Raw genomic sequence first — 24535 nt, 5'->3', positions numbered from 1 at the left:
CATGAGCTTGACATGGTTAGCTAAGCTCGAGTTCTTCATAGAACAGCCTACCTATATCTAGCAGGTCTATAATCTCCCGAGTGCCTGGTAAGAGATCGAGAGTAATCAGAGTGTTTATGGGCACCCAGACTGCCACCCCAGCCGTGCACTTAATAATTTCTCCGGTCGGGTCGTCCCCTACAAATACATGAGATAATTGGTGTTTCTTACACTCACCACGCCCGAACTCACGAATGTACACGTTACCGGCCCACTTAAGTTTTGTTTTGAGACCGGTCTTTTCTAATAACTCACGTTCGACAGCTGAGAGGGCCGACTCCCCGAAGTGGAGCTTACCGTTAACCAAGCTGTACCTACCGTACCCAGGCTCTCTAGCCCACTGGAAAAGAAGCACCTCTTGCCGATCATCTCGAAAGCAAACGGGGGCGGTGACGATCTTAGGCTGCAGACGTACGCTTAAACCAGCCAAACTCATACGCTCGGCCTCCTGCTTACCCTGTGCACTCAAGTGGTAGAGATTATCAGTCTTCTCTACCATGCCCTCGTCTTGGAGTTGCCTGAGGTAGTAGATGAAGTGGTTATTCTCAACTTCGACTGGCCGTAATGCTGCAAAGCGCAATCCTTGACTCAGGATAAGCTTTTCTAAAATGTCTTGTTTTATTGGATGCATAGCACCTTTATCTCCAGGCATAGTGTAGAGAGATAATTCGCTAATGTCCAGTCAAGCTACCTTGACCGAAGTATAAGAACGAGACCTACGCCTCGCTCTTAACTCTCTTTTTAGCCTAAATACTTTGTAGTTTTAGGCGCCCTGTACGCTGCTAGCAGCTAACTTAATAGCCGGTCCCATGCTGGTCGTAAGGGTTAAGCTCTCAACATAAGTTCCTTTGATAGAACTGGGGCGTGACCCTTTAACGGCACCTAGCAGCACCTCGAGATTCTCCAACAATTGCTCTGAAGTGAAGCTGACCCGACCGATAATCTGATGAATAATGCCGTAGCGATCTACCCGGTACTCGATACGTCCGCCTTTGAGCTCCTTAACTGTCTTGGCGACGTCAGCCGTAACCGTACCGGCCTTCGGGCTAGGCATCAGCCCCTGTGGGCCAAGTGTCTTAGCGTGTTTACTTAGATCACGCATCATGTCTGGGTGGGCTACGAGAATATCAAACTCGACTTCACCTTTACCAATCTGCTCTAGCAAGGTCTCGTTACCAGCTAAGTCAGCGCCGGCTTTCTTTATCTTGTCCAGCTCTGCATCAGGGGCGAGAGCTGCCACACGCTGACTCTTGCCGCTACCGTGAGGTAAGACAAGCGTTCCGCGGACTAACTGATCGGCCTGTTTAGGATCGACTCCTAGGTTGATATGCAGCTCGACGGCTGCGTCGAATTTAACATTTGATGTCTTCTGAGCGAGCGCTATAGCTTCGGCTGGCTCATACTCTTTACTCTTATCGATTTCGCTAAGTACCCCACGGTAGCGCTTACTACGACGCTCAACACGAGGGCGAGGAGGATTTGCCGGCGGGGCCGATTTAGCAGTGCGTTTAGTCTTTTTCGGTGTAGCTGTCTCTGTCTCCTCAGCAGTCTCACTGCTCTCTTCTGTAGCCGATTCACTCATAGTCGTAAATACGGCACTACGCAGGTCATCAATCCGAGCGTACTCATCCGGGTTAAGCCCGAGAGTGGCAGCAAACTCATTCAGCTCACCGCGCTTCATCTTCTTAATTTCAGTCTCTGTAGCCATCTTATCTCCTTCGTGGTCCAAGCCCCCGCTAGTAGCGAGGTCCCACTGTTGCGTTAGTTTATTACTTCTCTACCTCGACGCCCATACTACGAGCGGAACCGGCGACCACACGCTTAGCAGCCTCTAGGTCATCGGTATTCATATCGACTAGCTTAACTTCAGCAATCTCGGCCACCTGTTGGGCAGTGAGCTTACCGACCTTAGTCTTGTTTGGCTCACCGGAAGCCTTATCGATACCGAGTTTTTCCCGAATCAAATCATCGGTCGGTTGACCCTTAACAATGAAGGTGAAGCTTCGATCTTCGTAAATCGTCACGTGAACCGGTAAACTACCCTGCATATCTCGAGTCTGTTCGTTAAACGGATTTATAAAATCCATCATATTCACACCGTACTGACCCAGGATAGAGCCAACCGGTGGTGCCGGTGTAGCCTTCCCGGCCGGCACTCTCATCTTGATATTCGCAACAATCTTCTTAGCCATGATTTACTCCTTATACCTTCTCTACCTGTAAGCTATCTAGCTCTACCGGTGTTTCGCGTCCAAAAATATTTACTAATACCTTAATCTTGCCCTTTTGCTCATCGATCTCAGAGATACTACCATCGAAGCCTTTAAATGGTCCGTCGGTGATATTGACGGACTCTCCCGGGGTGAAGTTGATCTTATACTTCGGCTCTTCCACACCCATTCGCTTCTTGATCGAACGGATCTCGTCCTCACCGACTGGAGTTGGTTCGTCCCCACTACCGACGAATCCGGTAACATTGGGAGTGTTGCGCACGGCATACCATGACTCTTCAGATAGAATCATCTCTACTAGCACGTAGCCCTGGAAGATCTTATTCTCGACCACGCGACGTTTACCGTTCTTGATCTCGATCTGTTTTTCCTTCGGTACGATAACGTCGAAAATCTTATCGGCTAGGTCCAACGTCTCGATGCGCTGCTTGATATTGTCCGACACCTTGTCTTCATAGCCTGAATAGGTATGAATGGCATACCACGCCCGCTGTGCTTCGGCTGTTTCGCTCATTCTCTAACTCCTTACAATCCTAAAATTATCTGTTGTAGCACTTCGGTAAGACCGTAGTCCACGGCTGCTATAAATCCGCCCACGAGCAGTGAGAGTATGATAACCGCTACCGTTAGCTGAATCGTAGTCTTACGATCCGGCCAAGTAACTTTTTCCAGCTCGTGCCAGGACTCCTTAAAATACGTTAGCAGTGCGCGCATAACCGGACGGTCCTCCAAATAAAAAAAGCCTGCATTTCGGGGCTTTTGTCAATCATACGGTATAACACTAGTGCCTGTCAATCATCAGTACGTGTTGAAATCGCCTTAGCGGGCTAGGGTTGAGGCTACTTATGATAGCATAGGACATATGTTGTTCCTCATAGTCACTATCACAGCCAGTGGTCTGTTACTCACAGCACTCTACAGTAGCTGGTCGAACCGAGTTGTCGGCAAGCCGTTAAACACATCTGAAGCACCTACTGTCTCCCTGCTGATTCCGGCGCGGAACGAGACCCACGCCATCACAAACAGCCTGCATCAGGCGCTGGCTCTCGATTACCCAAAGTTAGAGATTATTGTCCTGGACGACCTCTCTGGCGATGCTACTTCCGAAAAAATCCGCGCCTTTGCCCAAGATGGAGTTCGCTTTATGAAAGGTCTACCACCACCGAATGGCTGGGTAGGCAAGAACTGGGCCTGTCAACAATTGGCCCAGACAGCCAGTGGCGAATATCTGGTGTTCTGTGATACGGACGTACTACTTAAGTCTAAGGGCTTGAACCGGCTGATTCGGGCGATGGTGGCTGGCAAACTAGACGGCCTCTCCACTCTACCCCAGCTGCTATTGCAGTCGCGTCGACAGATCCTCTCCTACCCGTTGCTGAACTGGCTGATACTCCTTATCCCGCACCAGAGCACCGCTTTAGCTCCGGCCTACGGCGGCTTGCAGATATTTAAGACCACCGCCTACCGTCAACACGGTGGCTTTGCACGCTATCCAGAGGTAATGCTGCCCGAACTGATGCTGGCTCGCCACTTTAGTCGCACCGGGAGATTCCGTTTCTTCAATAACTATCGACTCGATACAGTGCTACTGAAGAAGCCGAGTAGCCTGATCGAATCTCGGATTCGTTATTTGTGGCCACTATACCGCGATTTTTATAGCCTTGGTCTGCTGCACTTCTCACTAACTTTACTGCCCTTAATTAGCCTAGCTCTCTACCCCTGGCTATATCTGATAGTGGCGGCGGCTTGGCTCGTAACTATCCGCGGGCACGTCAGTAATTCCTCCCTCGGAATTCTAGCCCTACCCTTCATCTGCCTGCTCGAGCTCGGTCTGCTCATGGCCTCCATCTTGCGTCACCGCCGCGGGGCGGTCGCCTGGAAGCAGCGAGACGTCAGTCAGTCCCAGTTGGTGACTCATCAGCAAGCATAGGCTCGGCCGGTAGCGCACAATAGAAGGTAGAACCTTTATTAAGCTGACTCTCAAACCATAATCGTCCGCCCATTCGCTCGACTAGTCGCTTAGTGATGTAGAGGCCGAGACCAGTGCCGCCACTCTGTCGCGTCCGGTAGTCTTCCGAACGATAGAACTTCTCGAAGATATGCTTTTGATCAGACGCCGATATGCCGATACCGCTGTCTTTGACGGCAAACACTACACCATCACCCTCACTATCAGCGCGAGCGATTAAGGTAACCGTACCTGTTTCAGTATATTTTATGGCATTGGTGATGAAGTTCTGCATGATCTCTTTCACTGCGTCCAGGCTGGTGGTAATCGGTCGGACAGCCTTCTCTACTTCAAGCTCAAACTTCAGGCCCTTAGCAGTAGCCTGCTGGCGATAATCATCTTGCAGACGGTTTAAGAAATCAGCCGGATCAACCTCGGCCACATCTATCTCCAACCGACCCTTCTCGGCCTGAGCCAGGACGTGCAAATCGTTAACTAGATTACTCAAGAATAGTACGTTCTCATGGGCCTGCTCTAGTAGCTTCCTGCCCTCCTCGCTCAGCTGATCAGCAAACTTCGGCATCATAGCGGTAGATATATTGGCCTCAGCGATAGCGATTGGGGTACGCAGCTCATGTGAGGCGGTAGAGATAAACTCATCACGCTGCTCATCGAGAGTCTTCTGTTTAGTGATATCCCGTAAGACGAAGATGAAGCCGGCCCGGCTCTGCTCACTTCCAGGCGACGAAACCGGAGAGACGCTCAGGTTGATATCGATCTCCGATTCATCACTGGCCCGAAAGTAGATATCATCACGTACTAAGGTACCTGAAGCTTGCTGGGCGGCGGCTATAACTTCAAAAGGTTCGCCGTTAGGCTGTTTCAACTGGACAAGATGTTCAAGCGACTGATTGTAGAGTGATTCGTTAGTGTTAAACAGCTCTAAGGCCGCTCCATTATAAAGCAATACCTTCCCTTGCTGATCGGTAGCCACCACGGCATCGGCCATACTATTAATTAAGCTAAGTAGGCGAGTTCGTTCGAAGTAGAGACTCTGATTGGCTTCATCTTGCCGTTCAGTATCACGGCGATAGTTGTGCGTCACCCGCTCGAACAGTAGACCTAAGACCGTAAGGCCAACCAAATAAAGGCTCAGCTGATACCACTGGGAAGGAGTCATATTACCTTGAAATTGGTACCAGCTAGCGATACCGACCGTGACGTAGGCCACAAATAGACTGGCTACAATACCGCGCAAGCCGTTCCAAATAGCTGAAGTGAAAAGCAGCAAGATCAGTAGCTGAAAATAAGGACCAAATACGTCGGTAAAGAATATCAGCAGCACCGCTACGATAGCATGATGAAGGATGAGTAGTAGACGACGCACCCGCGGGGCAGTGTAGTCACCTACCGGAAAGAAAAGCGTGGGGATAATACCCAGTAACGGCAATATATAGAACAATCCTCCGAGATTGGTATCGATCGTATTGGAAATAGAATAGTCGATGATGACGGTAATGGCGATAATTATCTGAACGATAAAAACCGAATGGTCTTGCTGGAGGTGCGACAGTTTATCTCTAATTAGCATTAGCAGTATTGTAGCCTAGGCGTAAGTATAGTGGCAACTAAACCGTCCCTAGCCGATATAGTGGAGAATGTACTGCGCCACACTGAAGTAGACTAGGATACTACTTACATCAAGAACTATTGTGCCCAGGGGTCCGCTCGCTACTGCCGGATCATAGTGTAGCTTGATGAATAACCAAGGCATGATTACAGACACCAGCCCGGCAAATATAATACTGATTAGAGCGGCGGTAGATACGATTAATGCTAAAACTGGCTGGGAAAGCCAGGCCATGATAGTGGCGGCTAGCACTAGACTGATTAGCACTCCAATAATGCTAGCTACCGATAGTTCCCGCCGAATCGAGGTGCCTAAACTACGAGAAAGACCGAAGGCATAGGCGCGGACATAGATGGTCTGTACCTGATTACCGACGGCCCCAGCCAAGTAGACTATGGTCGGTATGAAAGCGGCCAAGAGCAGCTCCTCTGTCAATGCCCGCTCAAAGCTCTGCACGACACCGGCGGCCAGTAACCCGCCAAACGTACCATAAAGCAACCAAGGTAGCCGTCCGCGAATCTGGATGCCTAGTGATTTACCGCTGATTAAACTGCGTTGGACTAGACCGGCTTCTTTGACTAAGTCCTCAACGTTCTCATCATGAAGAATCTTGAGAATCTTATGGGGCGGCACAACGCCGATGAGGATGCCACGCTCCACTACTGGTACCGATTTCAGTTCGTGTTTTAAGGCGAGACGCACGAGGTGCTCCTGATCAGCCCGGGGGGCGATACTGATCACTTCTCGTTCAAGCAGGTCATCGATAAGAATGGTTGCATCGTGCATAAATACCTGACGCAGAGAGACCAATCCCATCAATCGCCCGTCACTATCTACTGCATATACATAGTCAGCCGTAGCCAAACTATCCCCATTATCATGAAGAAACTTCCTCACTTCATTTAAGCTTGTACCAAGTGGTAGTACGGCCAGGCTGGTTTCGCAGATTGCACCAGCAGTCTGAAATGGATATGACTGTTGTAGGTTAGACATTTCTTCCAGTATAACTTGCTTGGGTTTAAAACGGTACGTTTATTCCGCAGTAGTCTCGTCTATTAGCTGCAGTTCTAAGGCCTCGACATCCTGACGAAGCTCTAGAACCTCCTCTTCTAATTCGGCTTTTCGTTCATCAAACTGGAGAGTGCGTATTAAGTATCCCATCGCACCGCTCACTAGAATCGTGATAATAATTATAACGGTAAAAAGCGCTTTACTGATCTTCATCGGTATCTCCTGTCTGCTAAGTAGTTTTATACCTTTTATTATAACGGGCGGCTTACACCTCGGGCAAACCACATATCAGCCTATTTAATTAGTCCGGTAGGCGGGTTCGATCCCAGCGCTATCGCACTGCCATAGAAAACTAAGCACTCCGCAAGGAGTGTTTAGTTTTCTATGGCAGGAGATAGCGGACGCTTTTCAAACATCAGCTCTAGCTGCTAATGAAGATTATAGACTAAAAAGCTTAGTCGAAACATTTAACCTATCGGGAACGTTATTAACCGCACAGGAGCTTGTGTAAGCTTATGCGTCGCTCAGTTCAAGAAACACTAGGTAGACCAACTGTAATCACACCTGAGACTGTCAGGAAAGTCGTAGTGGCAAGAGAGAGTGGTCTGAGCATCAGGAAAGCATGTCAAGCCACTGGTATATCACACGAAGCCTACTATTATCACATTCGAAATAAACGACACTTTTCAGACATTTTAGAGCTATCTGAGAACACAGTTAAAGAAAGGGCTAGGCTAGGAGTTATAGACGCCATTATTCGAGGTGATTTGCCTACTATACGTTGGTACTTGGAACGAAAAGACCCCGACTTTAGTAAGAATAAGGAGAAAAATGAAAAATAACGAAGAACAACAAGATTTTATAGAATTTTGTAGGCTTTACATACAAAGCGTGCGGTGGCAGGCTGCTAAATCAGATAAATATAAAAACGCTCCACATGAGTACACCGTTACTCATTGGAACCCTGACAGAAGACCTTGGTTTGAGCACATGGTAATGGGAATAAGACAGTATGGCTATACAGAAAACTTTGGCAATCAAACTTATAAATATCTAGATATAGATGGACATAAATACTGGACGCAAGGGGCTCCACTATACATGACAATCTTAATAAACAGGTCTAGTATCAATAATGAGAAGTTACAACTGATTAATTACGAGACGTAGCGACGATAACGATGTGCCAGGGCTTCACTACCGCCCTCTAATATCGTCTGAATGTAGTGGTTAATGTCTTCACTCTCGATACTACCACTAGCATATTTCCTGTCAGCTTTCTTCTTTTCGTCTAGTCTTGCGACGATTACCTGGTCTGCGTCGCAGCCAACTACTATATTAGCGTTGTGGGTTGATAAAATTACTTGGCGACTCTGCTTTATGGCTCTTAGCATAGGTACCATTTCATTAGTGATGAACTTATTGTCTAAATTGTCTTCAGGTTGGTCTATTATAAATATCTGCTTATCGGTAGCACTGGCAAGGTATATTTTTAAAAGTAAAGTTCCTCTCTGACCAAGTGAGAGGTTTTCGACAGGTATGTTATCTAAGCTTATTTTGGTACGGACGCTTATGTATTCATTCCACCTATTGAAAATGACGTCGATGAATTTTACATTGCCATATTTATTAAATTTGAGCTTTTCGAGTAAAGGCCATATCAGACCAGATTTCCAGAAGTCTATGAATCCCTTAAACGTAATGGGCTGTACTCCATCATCACCCATTATGGCTTTACGAATATAAGCTTTATCTTTAGCGGTTCTAGAGTCGAAGCATTCATCAATTAGTATCTTAATAAGTTTAGTTTCATCGAATGTGATTTCACCTTCAACACCTACGCCTTTTATGATGGAACTGAATAACTGTTGTTCGTCTTCATCTGATAATTCATTCGTATTCACGAAGTTTTGAAAAGCCTCGTTAATTTTTATGACCCTTCCGCCGACAAGATTACTTAATGACTGACCCATGGCCTTGAGTTCCTCTCGGTAGTTGTCGAGTTCTAAAATGGCTGTTTCGTAAGATTTTGCATCAGCGTCGATGTCGTTAATTTCGTCCTGCAATTTCCGAATGCTTTCTGTGAGTAAGCGTACGTCTTCCTTGACTCCTTGTCGCTTTAGCTCTTCTAGAATCGTATGGTAGTTCTCCGTCAGCTCTTTCTTTTCCTTTTCCATAGCATCAGCACTATTTTTTATTGCTTCAAGCTGTGCTGTTATTTCTATGGTAGGTATAGTAAAACCTTCAAGAGCAGGTATGTCAGCAAGCAACTTGTTAGTTGCCTCGATACTTTTCCCATTTGCAATGACCTTAAGCTCTGCCTCTAAGGTGGGTAAGCGTTCAAGCACATTTTTAATCTTCTGACCTTGCTCGATTACGACTCTAAGTTTTTTTACCAGGACTTCAGTTTCAGTGGAAGACAACCTCTTTATTTGGCTTTCCTTTTTTAGACGATAGTCTTTGAGTTTCTCCAAAAATGACTTGTCGTTTACTTCAAAGAGTTTGGTATACTTTTCTTCAAGCTCATTCAATAATGTACTAAAATGTTCTATTTGCGATAAATCGTGAGTAATTATGCCTTCGATTTTGTCGCTCTCTATGATGTCATTTTCGATACCCAGAAAAGCGGTTATCGTCGGAGTTAAGTTTTTATCATCTGTAGCGATTGACGAAAGTTCTTCTTGACCTATATACAGAACTGGCAAGTCCATTTTAGTATGCTCTGTCAAGTTCTTACTAAAACTCTCTTCATTTCCGTTTTTGTCCTTCAGCACAAGTGATATTTTGGCTGTTGCCCCTAAGTTACGGTAGCTCTCTATAACTTTAGGTTTTCCATTGTTATCTTTTAAGCCATGACTTTCGTTTACAACTGCTATCGTTTCAAGCAATAGGCTTTTACCGCTCCCTCTTCCGCCAATAATCGCCACAAGGTCTCTATTCAAAGGAATCGTTTGGTCGGAAATTTTAAATCCACTGCCGTCTTCAACGCTAAACGAGCTCAAGGCCAATTTTTGATTATCTTCGTATGGATTAGTGTCCTGGATCTTAACCCGAAGGGTAGGCTCGTATATAACCTGTTTCAGCCCATTCAATGTAGCATCAGACTTAATCCAACAAAATTGAGAACCGATGTCACTTAGCTTCCGAGAATCAGAGCATTTTATTTTTGTAACTGATTTGTTTCCATATTGAGGGTCTTTGCCATTAATTATGTTCACTGTCCCTGAAGAGAGGTTGCCACTGTGAGGCACTTGTACAATTTGGCAATGTTCATGCAAATAGATGTCGCTATGTGCCGTACCACCATTTGCAGTATTGGACTGCATAAATAAGCCTCTGCTGGTATTAATGTGTGCGAATATGCTTACCCCGTTCTTTGTAGATACTAAGTCAAGTATCTCTTGCGATGAAGCGGAAGCATTCAAAGGTTGTTTGCTTGCGTTGAAACGTGAAGAAGTAAGACCTATTTCAGTTAAAAAATGGTCTATTGCTGATTCCCAGTTGTCCTTCCAGCATTTTTCAGAATCAAAGACGCACAAGATGTGTATGCCATGATTAGACGCAACTTCGATTCCAGGCAATATAGTGAGGTCGTAAGGGCTATCGGAGACTTCTTGTAATAATAAGTCGATGTCCTTGCCGTTGTTATGGTCAGTAATAGCTATCACATTAATATCAGTGAATAAACCGATATAATTAACGAATAACTTGGCATACTTCTCAGCTGACATGCTCATTTCCTGAGCCTTAATTTCTGTACTCGTTAAGCCTGAAGCAGTTGCAAGTTTATCTAGCTCACTAGGCTCAAGACTATTACCCAAGCAAGTATAATTTTGGTCTAATCTTGTTTGGACTTGTAAATCCCACTTTCTCCAAACAGAGCCTTCGTTGAGTGATGACAAAGTTTTAGTTCCTTTTCGTTTTCATGGTTGTCTCAGACTTTCCAGTAAGCAGGTTATTGAGCTGAGATTTCCAGCTTTTTTCGTCTAACATCTCAAAGTGAAAGACTTTATCAAATTGACCAGTATCTAATTCATTCCAGCTAGTCTCCACTGCTAGTTCATTGCATAAATCCAGAACTGTTCGCTTATACTCGGTGTCTTCATTTCTAGCGAGATGGTCGCCCTTTGATTCCAGGACGTAGACCTTGCTGTAGTCTGTTTTATCAGTCGATGACTGTTCAGCAGCTAAAAAGTCAGGGTAAATACGGTTAGGCTTCCAGCCCTGAATACGGTAATCTGCCTTCGCCAAGTTTCTGTACCACCATAATAATTGCTCTTGTTCGTCTAAATACAGACCTACAGCCTCCTCAAGATTATTCATGTCCTCGCTTGGGACATAATCAAATAAACTTCTTTGTAGCTCTTCATCGTGAAGATCTCTCATTCTTTGCTTACTGCGAACTGTAGCTGTGCTCCTTAGCGGTGTATCGCCGATTAGGTATAGCTTGAGCTCATCTGAGCCTAATAGAGAGCGAAATACCTCTTCAGCTAGTCTATCTCGCTCTATAAGCAAGAGAGCCCTCAGATGCTCTATAAAAAAGACCAGATTACTAGCTAGTACTTCAATATCATTATCTTTTAACATTATTTCAACTGCTTTATTGGCAATCTCATACGCTACCCAAGGGTTCGGCACAATATCAATAACTTGCCTAGCTATATATTCACTATCAATTTTAGATTCATAGCTACGCTCTGCTACTGTCCTTGACACTGGCTTACCATCATCATCTACGCTTACAGATACTGCAATGTCGTCTGTAGACTTATTCATAAGTACTAATTGTGAAAGAGAGCCTAACGAAGCTTTAGACCACTTAATGCGGCTTAAAATGTCGGTTGAATACCGTACCTCACGCCAGCCTAAGCCGTCGTCAATGGCAAATACTGGCAAAAATATCTTCCCTGCAAACTTCTTAAAATCATCTCGGTATTCAGTCTTTTTCGGTTGCAGAAAGTCGGGGTTGCCATCGTCTTCAGTATCTACTGATATACGACCCACTAAATCACCAAGTCCTTCGCCCTCTAGGTTTTGTTTAATGCCTTTTACTAGTTTGGCTGTGTCGTGCTGGAAACTATATACGTAACATTCGTCTAGAGCCTTGATTCCTGTCTTTCTTGCATAAGGCTGGCGAAGCACACGACCGATAAGCTGGGTCATAGCAGTTTCTGATTGTGATTTAGTAAGAGCACAAAGGACATACGCAAAAGGACAATCCCAACCCTCTTGGAGGGCTTGCTTAGTGATTATAAACCTAATGGAGCAGTCTTTAGACAGAAGGTCTATACCCTCAATGTCATCTTTTTCCGATGACTTTATAGCTATTTGCTCTTCAGGTATGTTAGCTTGCTTAATAAGATATTCTTTAACGTCTTCAGCATGTATATAATTGCCGTCTCTTTGGTCTTTACCCGTTCGTTCTACTTGGACTAAAGTGATGGGGCGTATGTGATTGTCGGTGTTCTGCTCATACTCTTTTGCCTTAGTCTCAAGGTCAGCACGCATAGAAACTGATTCTGCGAGTGTTTCTTTCCAGCCTGCAGTTGTCTTGTTTACTAAGTGCAAATCTAGCTTAATCATCTCCTCATCATTGAGCTCTTTACCCGTTATCTCCACCAATTTATTAGCATTTTCTGGCGGAGTAGCTGATAGCTCTAATACGAATGAAGGGTTGAATCCGAAAATAGTGTTACGAGCATTTTCAGTATAAGCTTTATGTCCTTCATCAATTATTGTAATAGGGTTCAATAGCTTCAGAGTGTTACCGAGTGAAGTCTTGGGCAGATTGCCCCATATATAACCCTCTTCTCCAAACGTGTCTAGGTTTGGCACACGAGCCATTAACTCTTCGTGTAGCCTATAGGCATCTTCTGCAGGGAAGAACTCAGTATAACCTGAGTTATCTTTAAAGACTTTTAGTGTCTCTTTACTCTGACGTGCAGCGGATGGAAGCATTAACAGCATTACACATAGATTTTCCGCTACATCGTCAGGTGTAAATCGGTCGGTTTTCTCTAAGATTAGTGTTTTTCCGCCACTCGAAACATCTAACACTTGTCTGTATGGGTGATTACGGTCTCTTAGAGCAATTAAAGTCTGCTTATAAATCTGTGTGGTTGGGACAATCCAGAGCACCATACCGTTCTGTTTATTAAGGTATACCTTATTTATAAGATCTATTGAATGAGTTGCTAATAGGGTCTTACCGCCACCAGTAGGTACTTTGAAATACAGATTAGGGGTTGGCTGACTTATGCCATTAAAAGATTTCTGGTAGTCTTCTAGCCCTATCTTTTTCCAAGCTTTTGCTGGGTAATGTATATCGTTTGCTAATTCGGCGTCAGCTTCCAGTACACGCATAAAGCGTTCTCGTTCGCTAACAAGCTCTGTAAGATACTGCGAGAGCTTTGTTGTTACCTTTTTCTGGTACTCTCTCAGCTCCATTACTTACCAACCTTATATATCTCAAACGGTAACTGGCAAAAATCTATCTTTAGCTCATCTAGCTCTCCGCTCTCAACGTATTTAGTCGGAGCAAATACTAGCAATGGTCGGCTACCAGCTTTTTTTCGTAATTCACGTGCTTTATTGAGGGTAAGGGCGGTTTGCTTTAAGTATTCAATGTCAGGCTTGTAAATCATATATACGTCATGGTGTTTAGAAGACCCTATGAAACCCGTACCTTCATTTAGCTTAGATTCGTTAAACTCTTCACCGGTTGCCGTGTAATAGACGTACCGAGCTAACTCAAGATAACTTGGTAATTTACTGCCGTCTAGTATGCCTTCGGTTTCTATCGGGTCGCCTAGCTTAAAGTAGCTGAACGTACCGCCAAGTCCCTGCTTTAAGTTCTCGTTCTTAGACTTGGGTATACCTTTTATTACCCTTCGGACACGTTCTGCGGTTATTTCGTCGGTGTAATCTTCCATTTCAACTAAGACGAACTTGCGATTTCCGCCATCGTCTTTATTTAGCTCAAGGACTGCTTGGGCGGTTGTACCTGTACCAGAAAATGAATCCAAGACTATACTGTCTTCATTTGTTACTTGTTGCAATAGTGATTTCACAAATGCTACTGGTTTAGGAAAATCAAACTTACGCTCACCAAATATTTCATCTATGTCCGCAGAGCCATGCCGAGTATAAATATCTTTACCTACCACACTAGAAAAACCCGTGGTTGAATCTTTCATCTCGCTTAAAAAGACTTTTCTACGTGGTCTGCCCGTAGGTTCTTTTGGCCATAAAATACGTTCCTCGTTAATTAAACGAGACATTGTATTTTTATCGTATCGCCAGCCCAACTTGGGCTTACCGTAATTTACCCCTGTGTCTGGGTTCACTAGTTCGTAATGGCAGTTTGGGCGCTGACTTTCGGGTAGTATGCCTACCATATTTCCGCTCACCCAGTCGCCTCTAGGGTCGTTATCTGGATTGCTATACTGTTCCACCTTTCGCTCATCTCCAATAAACAACTTAGAAACATATATATCTCGTGCGTATGCCAGTACATATTCATGGTCGTTTGATACGCCAGTTAGGCTACGATTGTCTTTGTTTTGCCTACTCTTCCATACCAATGTACTGATGAAGTTATGCTCTTGAAATACCTCGTCCATTAGCAACTTAAGCCTAGCTTGCTCAATATCATCAATGCTTACTAATATGACGCCATCATCTGCTAGTAGTTCTCGTAAAAGCTTTAATCTCGGTAACATCATACATAGCCACTTGTCATGCCGAGTAAGATCTTCTTTATCAACAGGTGTCTTGTCTTTTAACCATTCCTTTATTAAGGGGCTGTTTACATTATCGTTGTACGCCCAACCTTCATTACCTGTGTTGTAAGGCGGGTCAATATATATACATTTTATTTTTCCAGCGTACGTAGGCAGTAGTGCCTTAAGAGCAAGGAGATTATCGCCCTGAATGACTAGGTTGTCATGCAGGCTTACAGACTCGGTCAGACTCTTGTCTTTTTTCGGTATTAACTGATGATAAGGTACGGCTAAGTGATGATTCTGTACGAACGTTTTGCCCTTGAACTGAATTGATGGCATTGTTATTTCCTTTTTTCTAATAGTTTCATTACATCTTCACGTTTGTATCGGCGGTCGCCTCTAGTACCGAAACGAACTGCGACTAGATAACCCTTTTTGTCCCATGCACGAAGCGTGTTCGGGTGACAATTTAATAACTCACACGCTTGTCGAAGCGTGAGTAATCTAGGCTTTTTTGTCTCAGATTGTGGCATACTATAACTATACACGACTTAACAGCTGTTTGAGAATTGAAAGATATATGCAAAAGAACCCCGAAGAGATTCAAAACATCATTGACCAACTAAGCAAACTACTTGCTACTGGTGGGGCTAATCTGAGCGAAGTAACTCAGCTCATAGCTCAGGGTATCGACCTCACTGGACGTAATGTCCTGCCTACGGACACTATTGACCAGTGGAATAGCACTGTTCGAGAATTACTTTCTAAAGCTTTCGGTGAGTCACACCATTATGTTCATCGCTTCAGCCACCCCCAACTTAGCAAGGGTTCACTCACTGATGTCCCTAAAACTCTTGAAGAATATGTCGTTACGCTCGAAGCACGACTATTCACGCTAGAGGACTTTATAAACAAGCTCGAAGATAAAAAGATTCAAACTATGCGTAAAGCGGTTACTGAACGGGAGTACAATGCTAGTCCGAAATATTGGCTAAGATATAACCCAATGGGCGGAAAGTTACTACTAAACGATAAAATTGTATTAGCCAAGCCACAGCTTGATTCACCTGCAGACAAGCTTCTTCAAGTGGCTTTTGAAAATCCAAATACAGTTTCGACGGTAAAAGGTGTGACGTCTCGACAAATTTCCTCAGCACTTAGAGATATGGGTATAACGGGAGTTCTTAAAGATATATTTTTTCCACGAACAGGATCTGGCAAAATTATGTTCCGCCCCTCTATTAGCAATATAGAATTCAATGAAGAAAATCATAAATCTTTTAACATCACTGATTACGAGAAACAGTGAGTTCTAATGAGAAGCAGTACTTAATCTAGAGTTCTGCTGAGCCTCCAAACAAACATTTATAGATGCGTAATAGTCTCATAGCATGAGGCTATTTTAATGACTAACAATCAAGAACCGTCAGAACGAATACAGAATTCAGACGTCGCTACTAGTGACGTTGATGGGGTACTGAGCGATGAGTCGGTCGCCACTCTGACTGGATTTCTTGACGTGCTCATTCAAATGGACCTCGCACAAAAGCAACGTAATAAATCAGGAGATGGCAATGAAATACCCAAGAAGTGAAATGATAAAAGCAATTTTAGAAATAGTAGCAAAAGACGAACATCGCATTCGTTCAGAAGCAGTCAAGAAGGGCATCGCTCAAGCATGCTTGAAAAGAAATGCAGTAAAACAAGGAGGTAAATAGTTGTGAGTACCGACAATAAGAATCATGAAAGAGTGGTTGTGTGTAAGCTATGCAAGGGCTGTTTGAGAAAGTCTACGGAGGAGTACCTTTTACGAATCGGTCACACTGAAATGGAAGAACTATATGAAGATATGAAGTACCTCCTCAACTCTGTTTGCGAAGATGATGAATGCTATAGAGAAAAGTGCATTGACTACAGGAATTCTTCCCATGGTAGACACGATAAAACTACTCGTAGCTATAAATAACCCTTTAGAGCTTGATGGCTCTAGATTTGTGCCCACTATCGACGAACTTGTGCAGAGTCTTAATTATGGTAAGGCGACACTCAATCCTTCAAAGTCTTACGCTAAAGCAGACAAATACATGCCCCGTCTTACCATGCATAAACGACCGAGTAAGGCGGGAGTGATGTACCAACTAGCTATAGAGTTTTCGGCACCAAAAATTGTTTTCGGCAATAACTTTAATGAGCTTACTGATGTACACTACACGGAATTATTGTTAGTTCTTCAAGAAAAGCTGTGTGAACTTACAGGGCATATGTTTTCTGAAAAACAACTTGCGACCGCTAATGTAAGCGTCTGGCACCCGTCCAAGAACGTAGTATTTCGTAACTACACAGCCTGCCAGACCGTACTTACCACTATCAGTAAACTGGACGTAAGTAAGGTTTATGATTTGCAGAAAACAGACTTTCGAGACGGTCATGTAGTACATATACACTGCAATTCACTAGACATAGCTTTCTACGATAAATTGGCAGACCTACGCAAAGCAAAACTAAGTGAAAAACGTGCATTTGAAAAAGACAGCGTTATTCAGATAAGTCTGCTGGAAAGGCTACAAAAACTAAGTCCTCTTGAAATATTTCGATATGAAGTAAGGCTTGTAGGTAGAGCTTCTATTAAAAGGGCGTTTACAAACTTAGAAGAGTGGACATTAGAGTCCCTTTTTAAGTCGAAACTATGCCAACAACTTTTAGTAAAGCACTGGGAGAAATTGACAGCTTCAGTCGATATGTTAGCACTAGACTTAGAGCAACCGTATGAACTATTGCAGAACGTAGCAGAAGAAAACCCTAACGCTACACCTCGAACGACATTAGCAGTAGTTAGCGGTCTGCTTATAGCTGGTCAGGTCGGTATACGTGAGTTAAGGAATGTTCTGGAGTCTTGTTACGGTAAAGACGCCTGGTACAGTATTAAGCCATTATTGAAAAAACCTCAGTCTCATCGCTTCAAATATTTCCAGCACATAAGTCAATCTTTAGAGCATTTCGAGCCAACTCACATGGGTCAGATAGTATAAAAACTAGTTAAACATACTGTTAAGTTATGGTAAGATATAAGGAGTAGATTATGGACACTAAACTAATTTTAATCGCAAGGGTATCAAACGAGGAGCAACGTGTTGCGTTGCCAGCTCAGAAGGTACGGTTAGAAAGGTATGCAGAACAATGCAAACTAGAGTACGAGTACTATGAGTTTGATGAAAGTGCCCATAAAGACGACCGTTCAAAATTCAATGAGCTAACAGAACACATCAAGTCTTTGCAAGAATATTGTTGGGTTGTGTTTGATAAGATCGACCGTTTCACTCGTGATTCAAGCCAAGAACAAGTAAAAGCTCTTCAGCAGTTAGTTAAAGAAGGTAAGATAGAACTTCACTTCCCGCACGATAGCTTAATAATAAATCATACCTCGTCGGCTGCAGACTGGTTTAGGCTTGGGATTGGCATGGCACTGGCTAAGTACTATTCCGATGCAATTAGTGATAATGTTAAGCGTCGATTCGAGCAGATGTTAGGAGACGGCATATGGGTTCACCGAGCCCCTATAGGCTACAAAAACGTCAGACAAGACGACAAAAATACGACTATAGTAGTAGACGAAATAAGAGCACCGTATATTGTTAAGGCATTTGAGCTACGTTCTATGGGTATACCATATGAGGTTATAGCTAAACAGTTAGCCAATGACGGGTTTATAGGTACTACTAGCAAGGCTGTACCACCTGGCAAGTCCTATATAGAAAGAATACTTACCAACACGTTCTATTACGGAGTAATGAAACACAGTGGACGGTATTACCCTCATATATATGAGCCCCTAATCAGCAGAGAGCTATACAATAAATGCATGGAAGTAAAAGACCAGCGCAAACACGATATGACAAAACATAACTCAGAGTGGTTTACGTTTAAGAAATTGGTCAAATGCGGTAGGTGTGGACGTGCGGTATCTTCATATTGGGGAAGAAAGCAAGTCTATATGAGATGTAGTGGCTCAGGACAGAATAGTTGCGGGAATCCTAATACGGCAGAATCTTTGGTAATCGATGGTGTGAGCAAAGATATAGCGAGCATCACAATACCAGAGCACTTCATACCGCAAGTCATAATAGAGCTTAAGAAGCGACACGAAAATCAGCAACTCTATTTCTCACAGAGCATAGACCAAACGCGCCGTGAGTATGACGTACTTAAAGAAAAGTTAAAGACACTATACTACGACCGATTAGATGGACGTATTACTCAGCAGAGGCATGACGAAATCGCCAATGAGTTTGAGCGTAAACAGCAAATACTAAACGACAGACTCAAGCGTCTAGCTAAAGATAACAAAAGCTTTCAAGTAACTGCTTCATATCTGTTGGATTTGGCTCAACGAGCCTCAGAGCTTTTTGAATGTTCGAACTATGAGCTTAAACAGAAGCTTTTGGAGTACTTAATATCGAACGTTGAACTAAATGATAAGAGATTGTCTTATATACTAAACGACCCCTTTAGAGCCATCGCACAAGCAAAGAAAAAGACACAAAATGTGCCTGGTTCTAATATTTGGCAGGGGTGGCAGGAATCGAACCCGCGGCCTTCGGTTTTGGAGACCGACGCTCTAGCCAGCTGAGCTACACCCCTATAGCCATCACCTCATTATCACGAATATGTGCCGTTATTTCAAATCCTCAGCGCCCTTAAGGCGGGCTTGATCTATCATGAAGGCTGTTTCTTCCGCTGCATCGCGGACCGCCTGATAGAAACCTCTACCCGAACCGTGGCCGGCGGCCATATCGGTTTTAAGTAGTACGAAGTTATCGGAATGACCATTCTGCAGCTTAGCTGCCATCTTCCAAGCATGTAGCGGATGCACCCGACTATCGTTAATTCCGGCAGTTAGGAACAGACTGGGATACAGCTGTTTATCATCCACTTGATGATATGGGCTATATCCACTCAGCCAGTTAAACTCGGTTTTCTTATCCGGATGACCGTACTCATGAGTCCAGCGGTGCGCCAGTAAAAACTTATGGTAGCGATACATATCAAGCAAAGGCACTGCACAGACAGCCGCTCGAAAGAGATCAGGTCGCTGGGTGATTACTGCACCTATCAATAAGCCGCCATTGCTACCACCTTCGATAATTAAACGCTCAGGCTGAGTAACCCCGGCATCGATCAGGTACTCTGCAGCAGCGATGAAATCATCAAAGGTATTCTGCTTATTAGCCCGCATACCAGCCTGGTGCCACTCCTCACCAAACTCCCCGCCACCACGTAGATTTGGCTCGACGATGATACCGCTGCGCTCCAGCCATGGCTTCAGTGAGCCGACATAGTTGGGGTTTATACTGGTAGCAAAGCCGCCGTAACCGGTAAGTAGTACCGGATTGTCAGTTCGATTTTGATAATCTTTTGGTGCCACAAAGAAGAGAGGTACCTGTGTGCCATCCTTTGAAGTGTACCAACGCTGTTCGGCTACATATCTACTTGCGTCCAAACTGCGCGGATCAGCGTAGAATAGTTCAGAGGTTTGAGCTTTAGAATTAAAAAGATACTCGGTGCTAGGAGTAAAAAATGTAGTGACGGAATAGTAAAAGTCGCTATCGTCACGGTGTGTAGCGAGAGAGCCGATACTTGATAAGGACGGAATGTCTAGGCTGCCGATCTTCTCACCGTCACTTCTTTTAACTCGCTCGACCTGATCGACCGCATTATGGGTATAGCAGAGCAGGATCTCATCTTGCGTAACAGTCCAGTCATCTAATAGGCGGCTGGAGTCTTCAGGTACAAATTCCTCCCACTCCTCAATCCTAGCGCCAGCCTCTTCAACCGGGAGGCGAAGCAGACGGCGGTTATTAGCTCGATAATCGGTATCAAGGTAAATATAGTTGTCCAGTAGTACAAGCGAAGATCGAGCATCAAGCTCTGGCAGTAATTCTACGGTCGTAGCTGATTCTCTATCATGCAAAAACACGTGCTGTTCGCTCCAGCCAACCCCGGCATTGATGGCTACATAGCGACCATCCTGTGAATCGTGGGCATCCAACCAGGCGTCTTTAGGTAGTTGTTGAGAGTGAGCGTCAAAGATAAGCTTGTCGTCTCCGCGTGGCTCGCCTAAGCGATGGTAGTAAATCTGTTGATAGTGTGACTCATCGGTTTCATCTCCGCCCTGGGCTTGATAGTTGCTGCACATATAGTAAAAACCGCGTTCATCCTCGCACCAGTCCATAGAGAAGACACGACCATGATAAAACTCCGCATCCTCACCACTAACTAAGTCACGGATAAAGACCCGATCGTACTCACTGCCCTTCTCCTGCAGGGCATAAACGGCGGAGCGGCCATTTCGTGACAACTGAAAGAAAGTAGCTGCAATCGAGCCGTCCTCACTAAATAGATTGACATCAAACACCACCTGCTTATCAGTCTCATCGCGCGGGTCTAGCGCAGAAAAAAGTACCGGGTGCTGCTGACCGGGCTGACGCTCATACCAGTAGTAACGTACGCCGCAGCGGTAAGGTACACCGCGCGAAAAGACATCGTGCTCTTGGAGCAACTCTTCATATATCTCCTCCACCACCGTAGAGCTGAAATATTCTTGGGTTAACTCGTTCTGCTGTTTTACCCAGGACAAGACCTCAGAGCTGTCGGCCTTCTCCAGCCAGCGGTAATCATCCGTGACTTCACGACCGTGCAGCTTGTCTACTGCCGGACGCTTTGGTGTTTTAGGATAACGCATAATTATTCCTCTGCTCTTAAACATGACTAGCAGTACCCTCGAGACTAACTGTCCTACCTGTAGCCCTGAGCTTGTGTCTCGAACAGCTCGTGATACATACCCGATTGCTTCATCAACTCCTCGTGACTACCCGCCTCAACAATCTTACCATCATCTATCACGTATATCTTATCGGCATTTCGAACCGTAGAGAAGCGATGAGAAATAATAATGGTCGTCTTCTCCTTTTGAGTAGCGTTAATTCGCTCAAATATCTCATACTCTGCCTTCGCATCAACGGCACTTGTCGGTTCATCTAAGATTAAGATATTTGCATCCCGGAAGAAAGCTCGCGCCAAGGCGACTCTCTGCCACTCCCCTCCTGATAAATCGGTGCCATCGTCAAATACTTTAGTCAGAACGGTATCGTATTTATGGGGAAGTTTATCTATATATGCATGTGCGCCAGCCTTTTCGCTGGCCGCTTGTATACCTTCGATATCATCTACACGCGCCACATCTCCAACACCGATACTACGTTTTACCTTGAGGTAGGGGTACTTGTTGAATTGTTGAAATAAAGCCCCGACCTGCTTATACCATTGTGAAATGTCGGTATCACGAATATTGATATTGTCTACTAATATCTCGCCCTCACTCACGTCATAAAACCGCATTAAAAGCTTAATGATGGTAGTTTTGCCGGCTCCATTAGCTCCTACCAGCGCAATGTCATCACCCGGCTCAATGATCATGTTTAAGTGACGCAGGACATACTTATTTGATTTTGGATACTTAAAGCCGACATCACGAAACTCAATTCTTGGTGTCACCTTCTCATTAATATGAGTTGGTTTTTTGGAATGTTTGACTTGAGGCTTGAGTGCTATGAAATCACGATAGTCGTGCAAAAAAAGATTTGATTCGCTTAATGACTGAAACCCGCTTGCCATCTGGCCGCTAGCATTCGAGAAGTCAGCTACCAATCGTCTATAGAATTCGAAGTCCCCGAGCGAGAAGGCGGCGTTCCGAACTACTCGTAGCAACAGAATAGCACCGATTCCAAACTGAATCAGGCCCTCAAAGACGCTCGAACCTAGCAGTCGTTTCTGAGAATGACGCTCGACATCGATCCGGGCGTCTTCGGTACGACTATAGTATTTCCGCCATAAAGCTCGAAAGTATGTTGAGAGCTTAAAAATCTTTAGTTCGTTCACTTCATCAACATTCTGGAGCGTACGGCCCAAATAGTTGCGCAAGCGCAATTCGTTATCTATCCAGTCCCATACCTGCCATCGAGCTCGAGCTGTTTTCATGAGAGTAACGACAAGCGGTATGATGCTAACAAACAGCAGCAGAACTATTGACGGGCTCAATACTATAATAGCGAGCGTGGTAGCCACAAGCTGCAAGACCCGTGTTAATAACTGCAGTGTACGTTCTGGTACTAGTGAAATCACATTAACGTTATAGGTAATCTTATTTGCTAGCTTGTTGAATGTTGAGTCTTCATAATGATTATGATCAAGTTGTTGGAACTTATCAAAAACTTTCTCGGCTAAATACATACTGAAGACTTTTCTGAGTCTAATCGTTATGTAGTATTGCATATTAAAGCTGTGTGAAAACAATACTTGGGTAGCTGCTAGCGCTGCTAGCATAGATAACGGCAGCATTAGTCCGGCCGTGCCCGCAGAGGCAGCTATAGTAAAATCGATAAGCTGACCAGTTAAGAATGCGATGAGTATTGGGGTTAAGCCCTGAAACGCATAAATGGAGCTAGAGAATATGAATAGCTTCTTATCAAGTCTCCACATGGTACTTAAGGCGAACCATACATTTTCTCTAACGTTATTAATATTCTGCCAAAATGATGTCGAACTATCGTCTTGGTCTGGTTTCAAACTAACACCTTTCTCCTTAGATAAATTCTAAATTATTAGTACTAATGTAAGTCATTGTATCTGCTGGTGCATTTTTTGACAATTCTATTAATCATTGTATGAATATGCTATAATACACCTGAATAGTAAAGGAACTGCCTCCGATGGCAGTTCCTTTACCTGTATGCTTGGTTTCTAATGTAGCTTCTTCTTTGACTCGCGATAGATCGTATGGCGACGCAGCATAGGGTTAAACTTCCGCAGTTCTAAACGGTCTTCCGTATTCTGGAAATTCTTAGTTGTAGTGTAGCTGCGGTGTCCGGATTCGATACATTCCATCGCGATAATCCGCCGTGCACCCTTTTTCTTAGCCATTTGATAAACCTCTGATAAACTTCAAAGTAATATTCTACGGGAGTTACCGGTGATATGCAAGAAGTTAGCCGACAGCAAGCCAGGTAAGTGCCGGACATGCTTTAATAATCGCCAGCCGGGAGCTATAATGATAAAACTACCTGCCACCTTAGCTCAGCTGGCTAGAGCAACGGTTTTGTAAACCGTAGGTCGTCGGTTCGAATCCGACAGGTGGCTCCATACTTATTTCATGTATAAGTTAAATGTAGTAGAGTTCAATAGTGAAAGTTGGTAGGTTATCTACCTTCGAGCTCTCACTTAAATTAGCCAGGGTAGCGAAGTGGTCAAACGCATCTGACTGTAAATCAGACGGCTTTATGCCTTCGGGGGTTCAAATCCCTCCCCTGGCACCACCAGATAAGTAACTTGAGTGTTAGGCTGTTTATCTAGTGGTGCTTAGTCAGCAAAGACCTCAACTACTCGCAGTATAAGGAGTTGATTGTATCCGAACTAAATACCTTCAACCACATCATCATCACGAGCAGTAGGTGTATCTTCTGGTTTGATACTGCCGTAGGTGCTGGGTTCTATACCGCACGGCGGGCAGCACGCCTGAACTACGTTAACTACCTCTCCTTGACCTGCCGAGTTCAGGCCATATCGACCTAAAATCGATAAATAAACCAACTTACCTTGGACTATGCTGCCACAAGAATGTAAGTACTCCCCATTTTCAGGGTCTTTAACCGAATCCTTTAAAACTTCGCACGGATCTCTGTCTATGCTCATAATATGAGCTTATTATACAATCTAAATCTACTCATGCAATATCCTCATAGGGGCGCGTATATTACAGGGAAGAGCGGGGCAGACTGTTTCGTTTGGAAAAAGGAAGAACCATGAAGCTGTTGGCTGTTCACCAGACAAAACGATACGGTTTGTCTGGAAGAGGAAGACAAACCGTAAGCTGAAAGTAAAACAGCTTCCGCTGTTTTAG

20 protein-coding genes and 3 tRNA genes are annotated in these 24535 nt (G+C 44.4%); 8 read left to right on the top strand and 15 right to left on the bottom strand.

Annotated features, from left to right (window positions below; genetic code table 11):
- Positions 1–16: 16 nt before the first annotated feature.
- The 4 genes from WD467_00120 to nusG all read right to left on the bottom strand — a co-directional run bounded on the left by WD467_00120 (position 17) and on the right by nusG (position 2784).
- Positions 17–691 (bottom strand): NUDIX domain-containing protein, encoded by a 675-nt coding sequence (locus tag WD467_00120; GenBank protein ID MEX2452306.1) that lies wholly within the window; start codon positions 689–691, stop codon positions 17–19.
- 111 nt (positions 692–802) lie between these two features.
- Positions 803–1747, bottom strand: coding sequence for a 50S ribosomal protein L1 (rplA, locus tag WD467_00115; protein MEX2452305.1), 945 nt, complete (start codon positions 1745–1747; stop codon positions 803–805).
- A 61-nt stretch (positions 1748–1808) separates the two neighbouring features.
- Positions 1809–2231: a 50S ribosomal protein L11 gene (gene rplK / locus WD467_00110; protein ID MEX2452304.1), complete on the bottom strand. Its 423-nt coding sequence runs from the start codon at positions 2229–2231 to the stop codon at positions 1809–1811.
- A 10-nt stretch (positions 2232–2241) separates the two neighbouring features.
- Positions 2242–2784 (bottom strand): transcription termination/antitermination protein NusG, encoded by a 543-nt coding sequence (gene nusG / locus WD467_00105; GenBank protein MEX2452303.1) that lies wholly within the window; start codon positions 2782–2784, stop codon positions 2242–2244.
- Between the two features lie 348 nt (positions 2785–3132).
- On the opposite strand from nusG, the gene WD467_00100 reads away from it, so the two are divergent.
- Positions 3133–4200, top strand: a complete 1068-nt coding sequence (locus WD467_00100; protein MEX2452302.1) for a glycosyltransferase — start codon at positions 3133–3135, stop codon at positions 4198–4200.
- Here WD467_00100 and WD467_00095 read toward each other — a convergent pair.
- From WD467_00095 to WD467_00085, 3 genes are read right to left on the bottom strand one after another with little or no spacing between them, the layout of a single operon-like run.
- Positions 4163–5809 carry an ATP-binding protein gene (locus WD467_00095; protein MEX2452301.1) on the bottom strand — a complete coding sequence of 549 codons (1647 nt, stop codon included), beginning with the start codon at positions 5807–5809 and terminating at the stop codon, positions 4163–4165. The genes WD467_00100 and WD467_00095 overlap by 38 nt on opposite strands.
- A 48-nt stretch (positions 5810–5857) precedes the next feature.
- Positions 5858–6841 (bottom strand): magnesium transporter, encoded by a 984-nt coding sequence (locus WD467_00090; protein MEX2452300.1) that lies wholly within the window; start codon positions 6839–6841, stop codon positions 5858–5860.
- A 39-nt stretch (positions 6842–6880) separates the two neighbouring features.
- On the bottom strand, positions 6881–7072 hold the full coding sequence (locus tag WD467_00085) for a hypothetical protein (protein ID MEX2452299.1): 192 nt from the start codon (positions 7070–7072) through the stop codon (positions 6881–6883).
- Between the two features lie 618 nt (positions 7073–7690).
- On the opposite strand from WD467_00085, the gene WD467_00080 reads away from it, so the two are divergent.
- A complete protein-coding gene (locus WD467_00080) occupies positions 7691–8029 on the top strand; it encodes a hypothetical protein (GenBank protein MEX2452298.1) in 339 nt (112 codons plus the stop codon).
- Here the strand turns inward: WD467_00080 and WD467_00075 are convergent.
- The 3 genes from WD467_00075 to WD467_00065 are packed head-to-tail and all read right to left on the bottom strand — an operon-like array spanning position 8017 to position 14922.
- The gene (locus WD467_00075) at positions 8017–10761 is read right to left on the bottom strand and encodes an AAA family ATPase (GenBank protein ID MEX2452297.1); all 2745 of its coding nucleotides are present in this window, start codon (positions 10759–10761) and stop codon (positions 8017–8019) included. The genes WD467_00080 and WD467_00075 overlap by 13 nt on opposite strands.
- A gap of 4 nt (positions 10762–10765) precedes the next feature.
- The gene (locus tag WD467_00070; protein MEX2452296.1) at positions 10766–13306 is read right to left on the bottom strand and encodes a DEAD/DEAH box helicase family protein; all 2541 of its coding nucleotides are present in this window, start codon (positions 13304–13306) and stop codon (positions 10766–10768) included.
- Positions 13306–14922 (bottom strand): site-specific DNA-methyltransferase, encoded by a 1617-nt coding sequence (locus tag WD467_00065; protein ID MEX2452295.1) that lies wholly within the window; start codon positions 14920–14922, stop codon positions 13306–13308. Before WD467_00065 ends, WD467_00070 begins: the two co-directional genes overlap by 1 nt.
- Positions 14923–15163: 241 nt before the next feature.
- Here WD467_00065 and WD467_00060 point away from each other — a divergent pair, with 241 nt between their 5' ends.
- The 4 genes from WD467_00060 (at position 15164) to WD467_00045 (ending at position 17612) form a co-directional block, all read left to right on the top strand.
- Entirely contained in the window at positions 15164–15892 is a 729-nt protein-coding gene (locus WD467_00060; protein MEX2452294.1) for a hypothetical protein, read from the top strand.
- Between the two features lie 96 nt (positions 15893–15988).
- Positions 15989–16177 carry a hypothetical protein gene (locus WD467_00055; GenBank protein MEX2452293.1) on the top strand — a complete coding sequence of 63 codons (189 nt, stop codon included), beginning with the start codon at positions 15989–15991 and terminating at the stop codon, positions 16175–16177.
- Positions 16158–16301, top strand: coding sequence for a hypothetical protein (locus WD467_00050; protein ID MEX2452292.1), 144 nt, complete (start codon positions 16158–16160; stop codon positions 16299–16301). Before WD467_00055 ends, WD467_00050 begins: the two co-directional genes overlap by 20 nt.
- A 210-nt stretch (positions 16302–16511) precedes the next feature.
- Entirely contained in the window at positions 16512–17612 is a 1101-nt protein-coding gene (locus tag WD467_00045; GenBank protein ID MEX2452291.1) for a hypothetical protein, read from the top strand.
- Positions 17613–19144: 1532 nt separating this feature from the next.
- Here WD467_00045 and WD467_00040 read toward each other — a convergent pair.
- The 4 genes from WD467_00040 to rpmG all read right to left on the bottom strand — a co-directional run bounded on the left by WD467_00040 (position 19145) and on the right by rpmG (position 23559).
- A tRNA-Trp gene (locus WD467_00040) sits at positions 19145–19221 on the bottom strand.
- A gap of 34 nt (positions 19222–19255) precedes the next feature.
- The gene (locus tag WD467_00035; protein ID MEX2452290.1) at positions 19256–21322 is read right to left on the bottom strand and encodes a prolyl oligopeptidase family serine peptidase; all 2067 of its coding nucleotides are present in this window, start codon (positions 21320–21322) and stop codon (positions 19256–19258) included.
- 53 nt (positions 21323–21375) lie between these two features.
- Entirely contained in the window at positions 21376–23118 is a 1743-nt protein-coding gene (locus WD467_00030; protein ID MEX2452289.1) for an ABC transporter ATP-binding protein, read from the bottom strand.
- A gap of 261 nt (positions 23119–23379) precedes the next feature.
- Complete coding sequence (gene rpmG, locus WD467_00025) at positions 23380–23559, bottom strand: 50S ribosomal protein L33 (protein MEX2452288.1); 180 nt, start codon at positions 23557–23559, stop codon at positions 23380–23382.
- 142 nt (positions 23560–23701) lie between these two features.
- On the opposite strand from rpmG, the gene WD467_00020 reads away from it, so the two are divergent.
- Together WD467_00020 and WD467_00015 are read left to right on the top strand one after the other, a co-directional pair.
- A tRNA-Thr gene (locus WD467_00020) sits at positions 23702–23778 on the top strand.
- 86 nt (positions 23779–23864) lie between these two features.
- Positions 23865–23951, top strand: a tRNA-Tyr gene (locus WD467_00015).
- 97 nt (positions 23952–24048) lie between these two features.
- Here the strand turns inward: WD467_00015 and WD467_00010 are convergent.
- Positions 24049–24327 (bottom strand): hypothetical protein, encoded by a 279-nt coding sequence (locus tag WD467_00010; GenBank protein MEX2452287.1) that lies wholly within the window; start codon positions 24325–24327, stop codon positions 24049–24051.
- Between the last annotated feature and the right edge of the window lie 208 nt (positions 24328–24535).

The organism is Candidatus Saccharimonadales bacterium (assembly GCA_040903985.1).
Taxonomy (GTDB): domain Bacteria; phylum Patescibacteriota; class Saccharimonadia; order QS-5-54-17; family QS-5-54-17; genus JBBDUI01.
The sequence above is the reverse complement of the archived record's forward strand: the minus strand, read 5'-3'. Positions and strand labels throughout refer to the sequence as shown.

Coding starts and splice junctions, on each gene's coding strand:
- WD467_00120 (MEX2452306.1), bottom strand. CDS start 691: ATGCCTGGAGATAAAGGTGCTATGCATCCAATAAAACAAGACATTTTA.
- rplA (MEX2452305.1), bottom strand. CDS start 1,747: ATGGCTACAGAGACTGAAATTAAGAAGATGAAGCGCGGTGAGCTGAAT.
- rplK (MEX2452304.1), bottom strand. CDS start 2,231: ATGGCTAAGAAGATTGTTGCGAATATCAAGATGAGAGTGCCGGCCGGG.
- nusG (MEX2452303.1), bottom strand. CDS start 2,784: ATGAGCGAAACAGCCGAAGCACAGCGGGCGTGGTATGCCATTCATACC.
- WD467_00100 (MEX2452302.1), top strand. CDS start 3,133: ATGTTGTTCCTCATAGTCACTATCACAGCCAGTGGTCTGTTACTCACA.
- WD467_00095 (MEX2452301.1), bottom strand. CDS start 5,809: ATGCTAATTAGAGATAAACTGTCGCACCTCCAGCAAGACCATTCGGTT.
- WD467_00090 (MEX2452300.1), bottom strand. CDS start 6,841: ATGTCTAACCTACAACAGTCATATCCATTTCAGACTGCTGGTGCAATC.
- WD467_00085 (MEX2452299.1), bottom strand. CDS start 7,072: ATGAAGATCAGTAAAGCGCTTTTTACCGTTATAATTATTATCACGATT.
- WD467_00080 (MEX2452298.1), top strand. CDS start 7,691: ATGAAAAATAACGAAGAACAACAAGATTTTATAGAATTTTGTAGGCTT.
- WD467_00070 (MEX2452296.1), bottom strand. CDS start 13,306: ATGGAGCTGAGAGAGTACCAGAAAAAGGTAACAACAAAGCTCTCGCAG.
- WD467_00065 (MEX2452295.1), bottom strand. CDS start 14,922: ATGCCATCAATTCAGTTCAAGGGCAAAACGTTCGTACAGAATCATCAC.
- WD467_00060 (MEX2452294.1), top strand. CDS start 15,164: ATGCAAAAGAACCCCGAAGAGATTCAAAACATCATTGACCAACTAAGC.
- WD467_00055 (MEX2452293.1), top strand. CDS start 15,989: ATGACTAACAATCAAGAACCGTCAGAACGAATACAGAATTCAGACGTC.
- WD467_00050 (MEX2452292.1), top strand. CDS start 16,158: ATGAAATACCCAAGAAGTGAAATGATAAAAGCAATTTTAGAAATAGTA.
- WD467_00045 (MEX2452291.1), top strand. CDS start 16,512: ATGGTAGACACGATAAAACTACTCGTAGCTATAAATAACCCTTTAGAG.
- WD467_00035 (MEX2452290.1), bottom strand. CDS start 21,322: ATGCGTTATCCTAAAACACCAAAGCGTCCGGCAGTAGACAAGCTGCAC.
- WD467_00030 (MEX2452289.1), bottom strand. CDS start 23,118: ATGTGGAGACTTGATAAGAAGCTATTCATATTCTCTAGCTCCATTTAT.
- rpmG (MEX2452288.1), bottom strand. CDS start 23,559: ATGGCTAAGAAAAAGGGTGCACGGCGGATTATCGCGATGGAATGTATC.
- WD467_00010 (MEX2452287.1), bottom strand. CDS start 24,327: ATGAGCATAGACAGAGATCCGTGCGAAGTTTTAAAGGATTCGGTTAAA.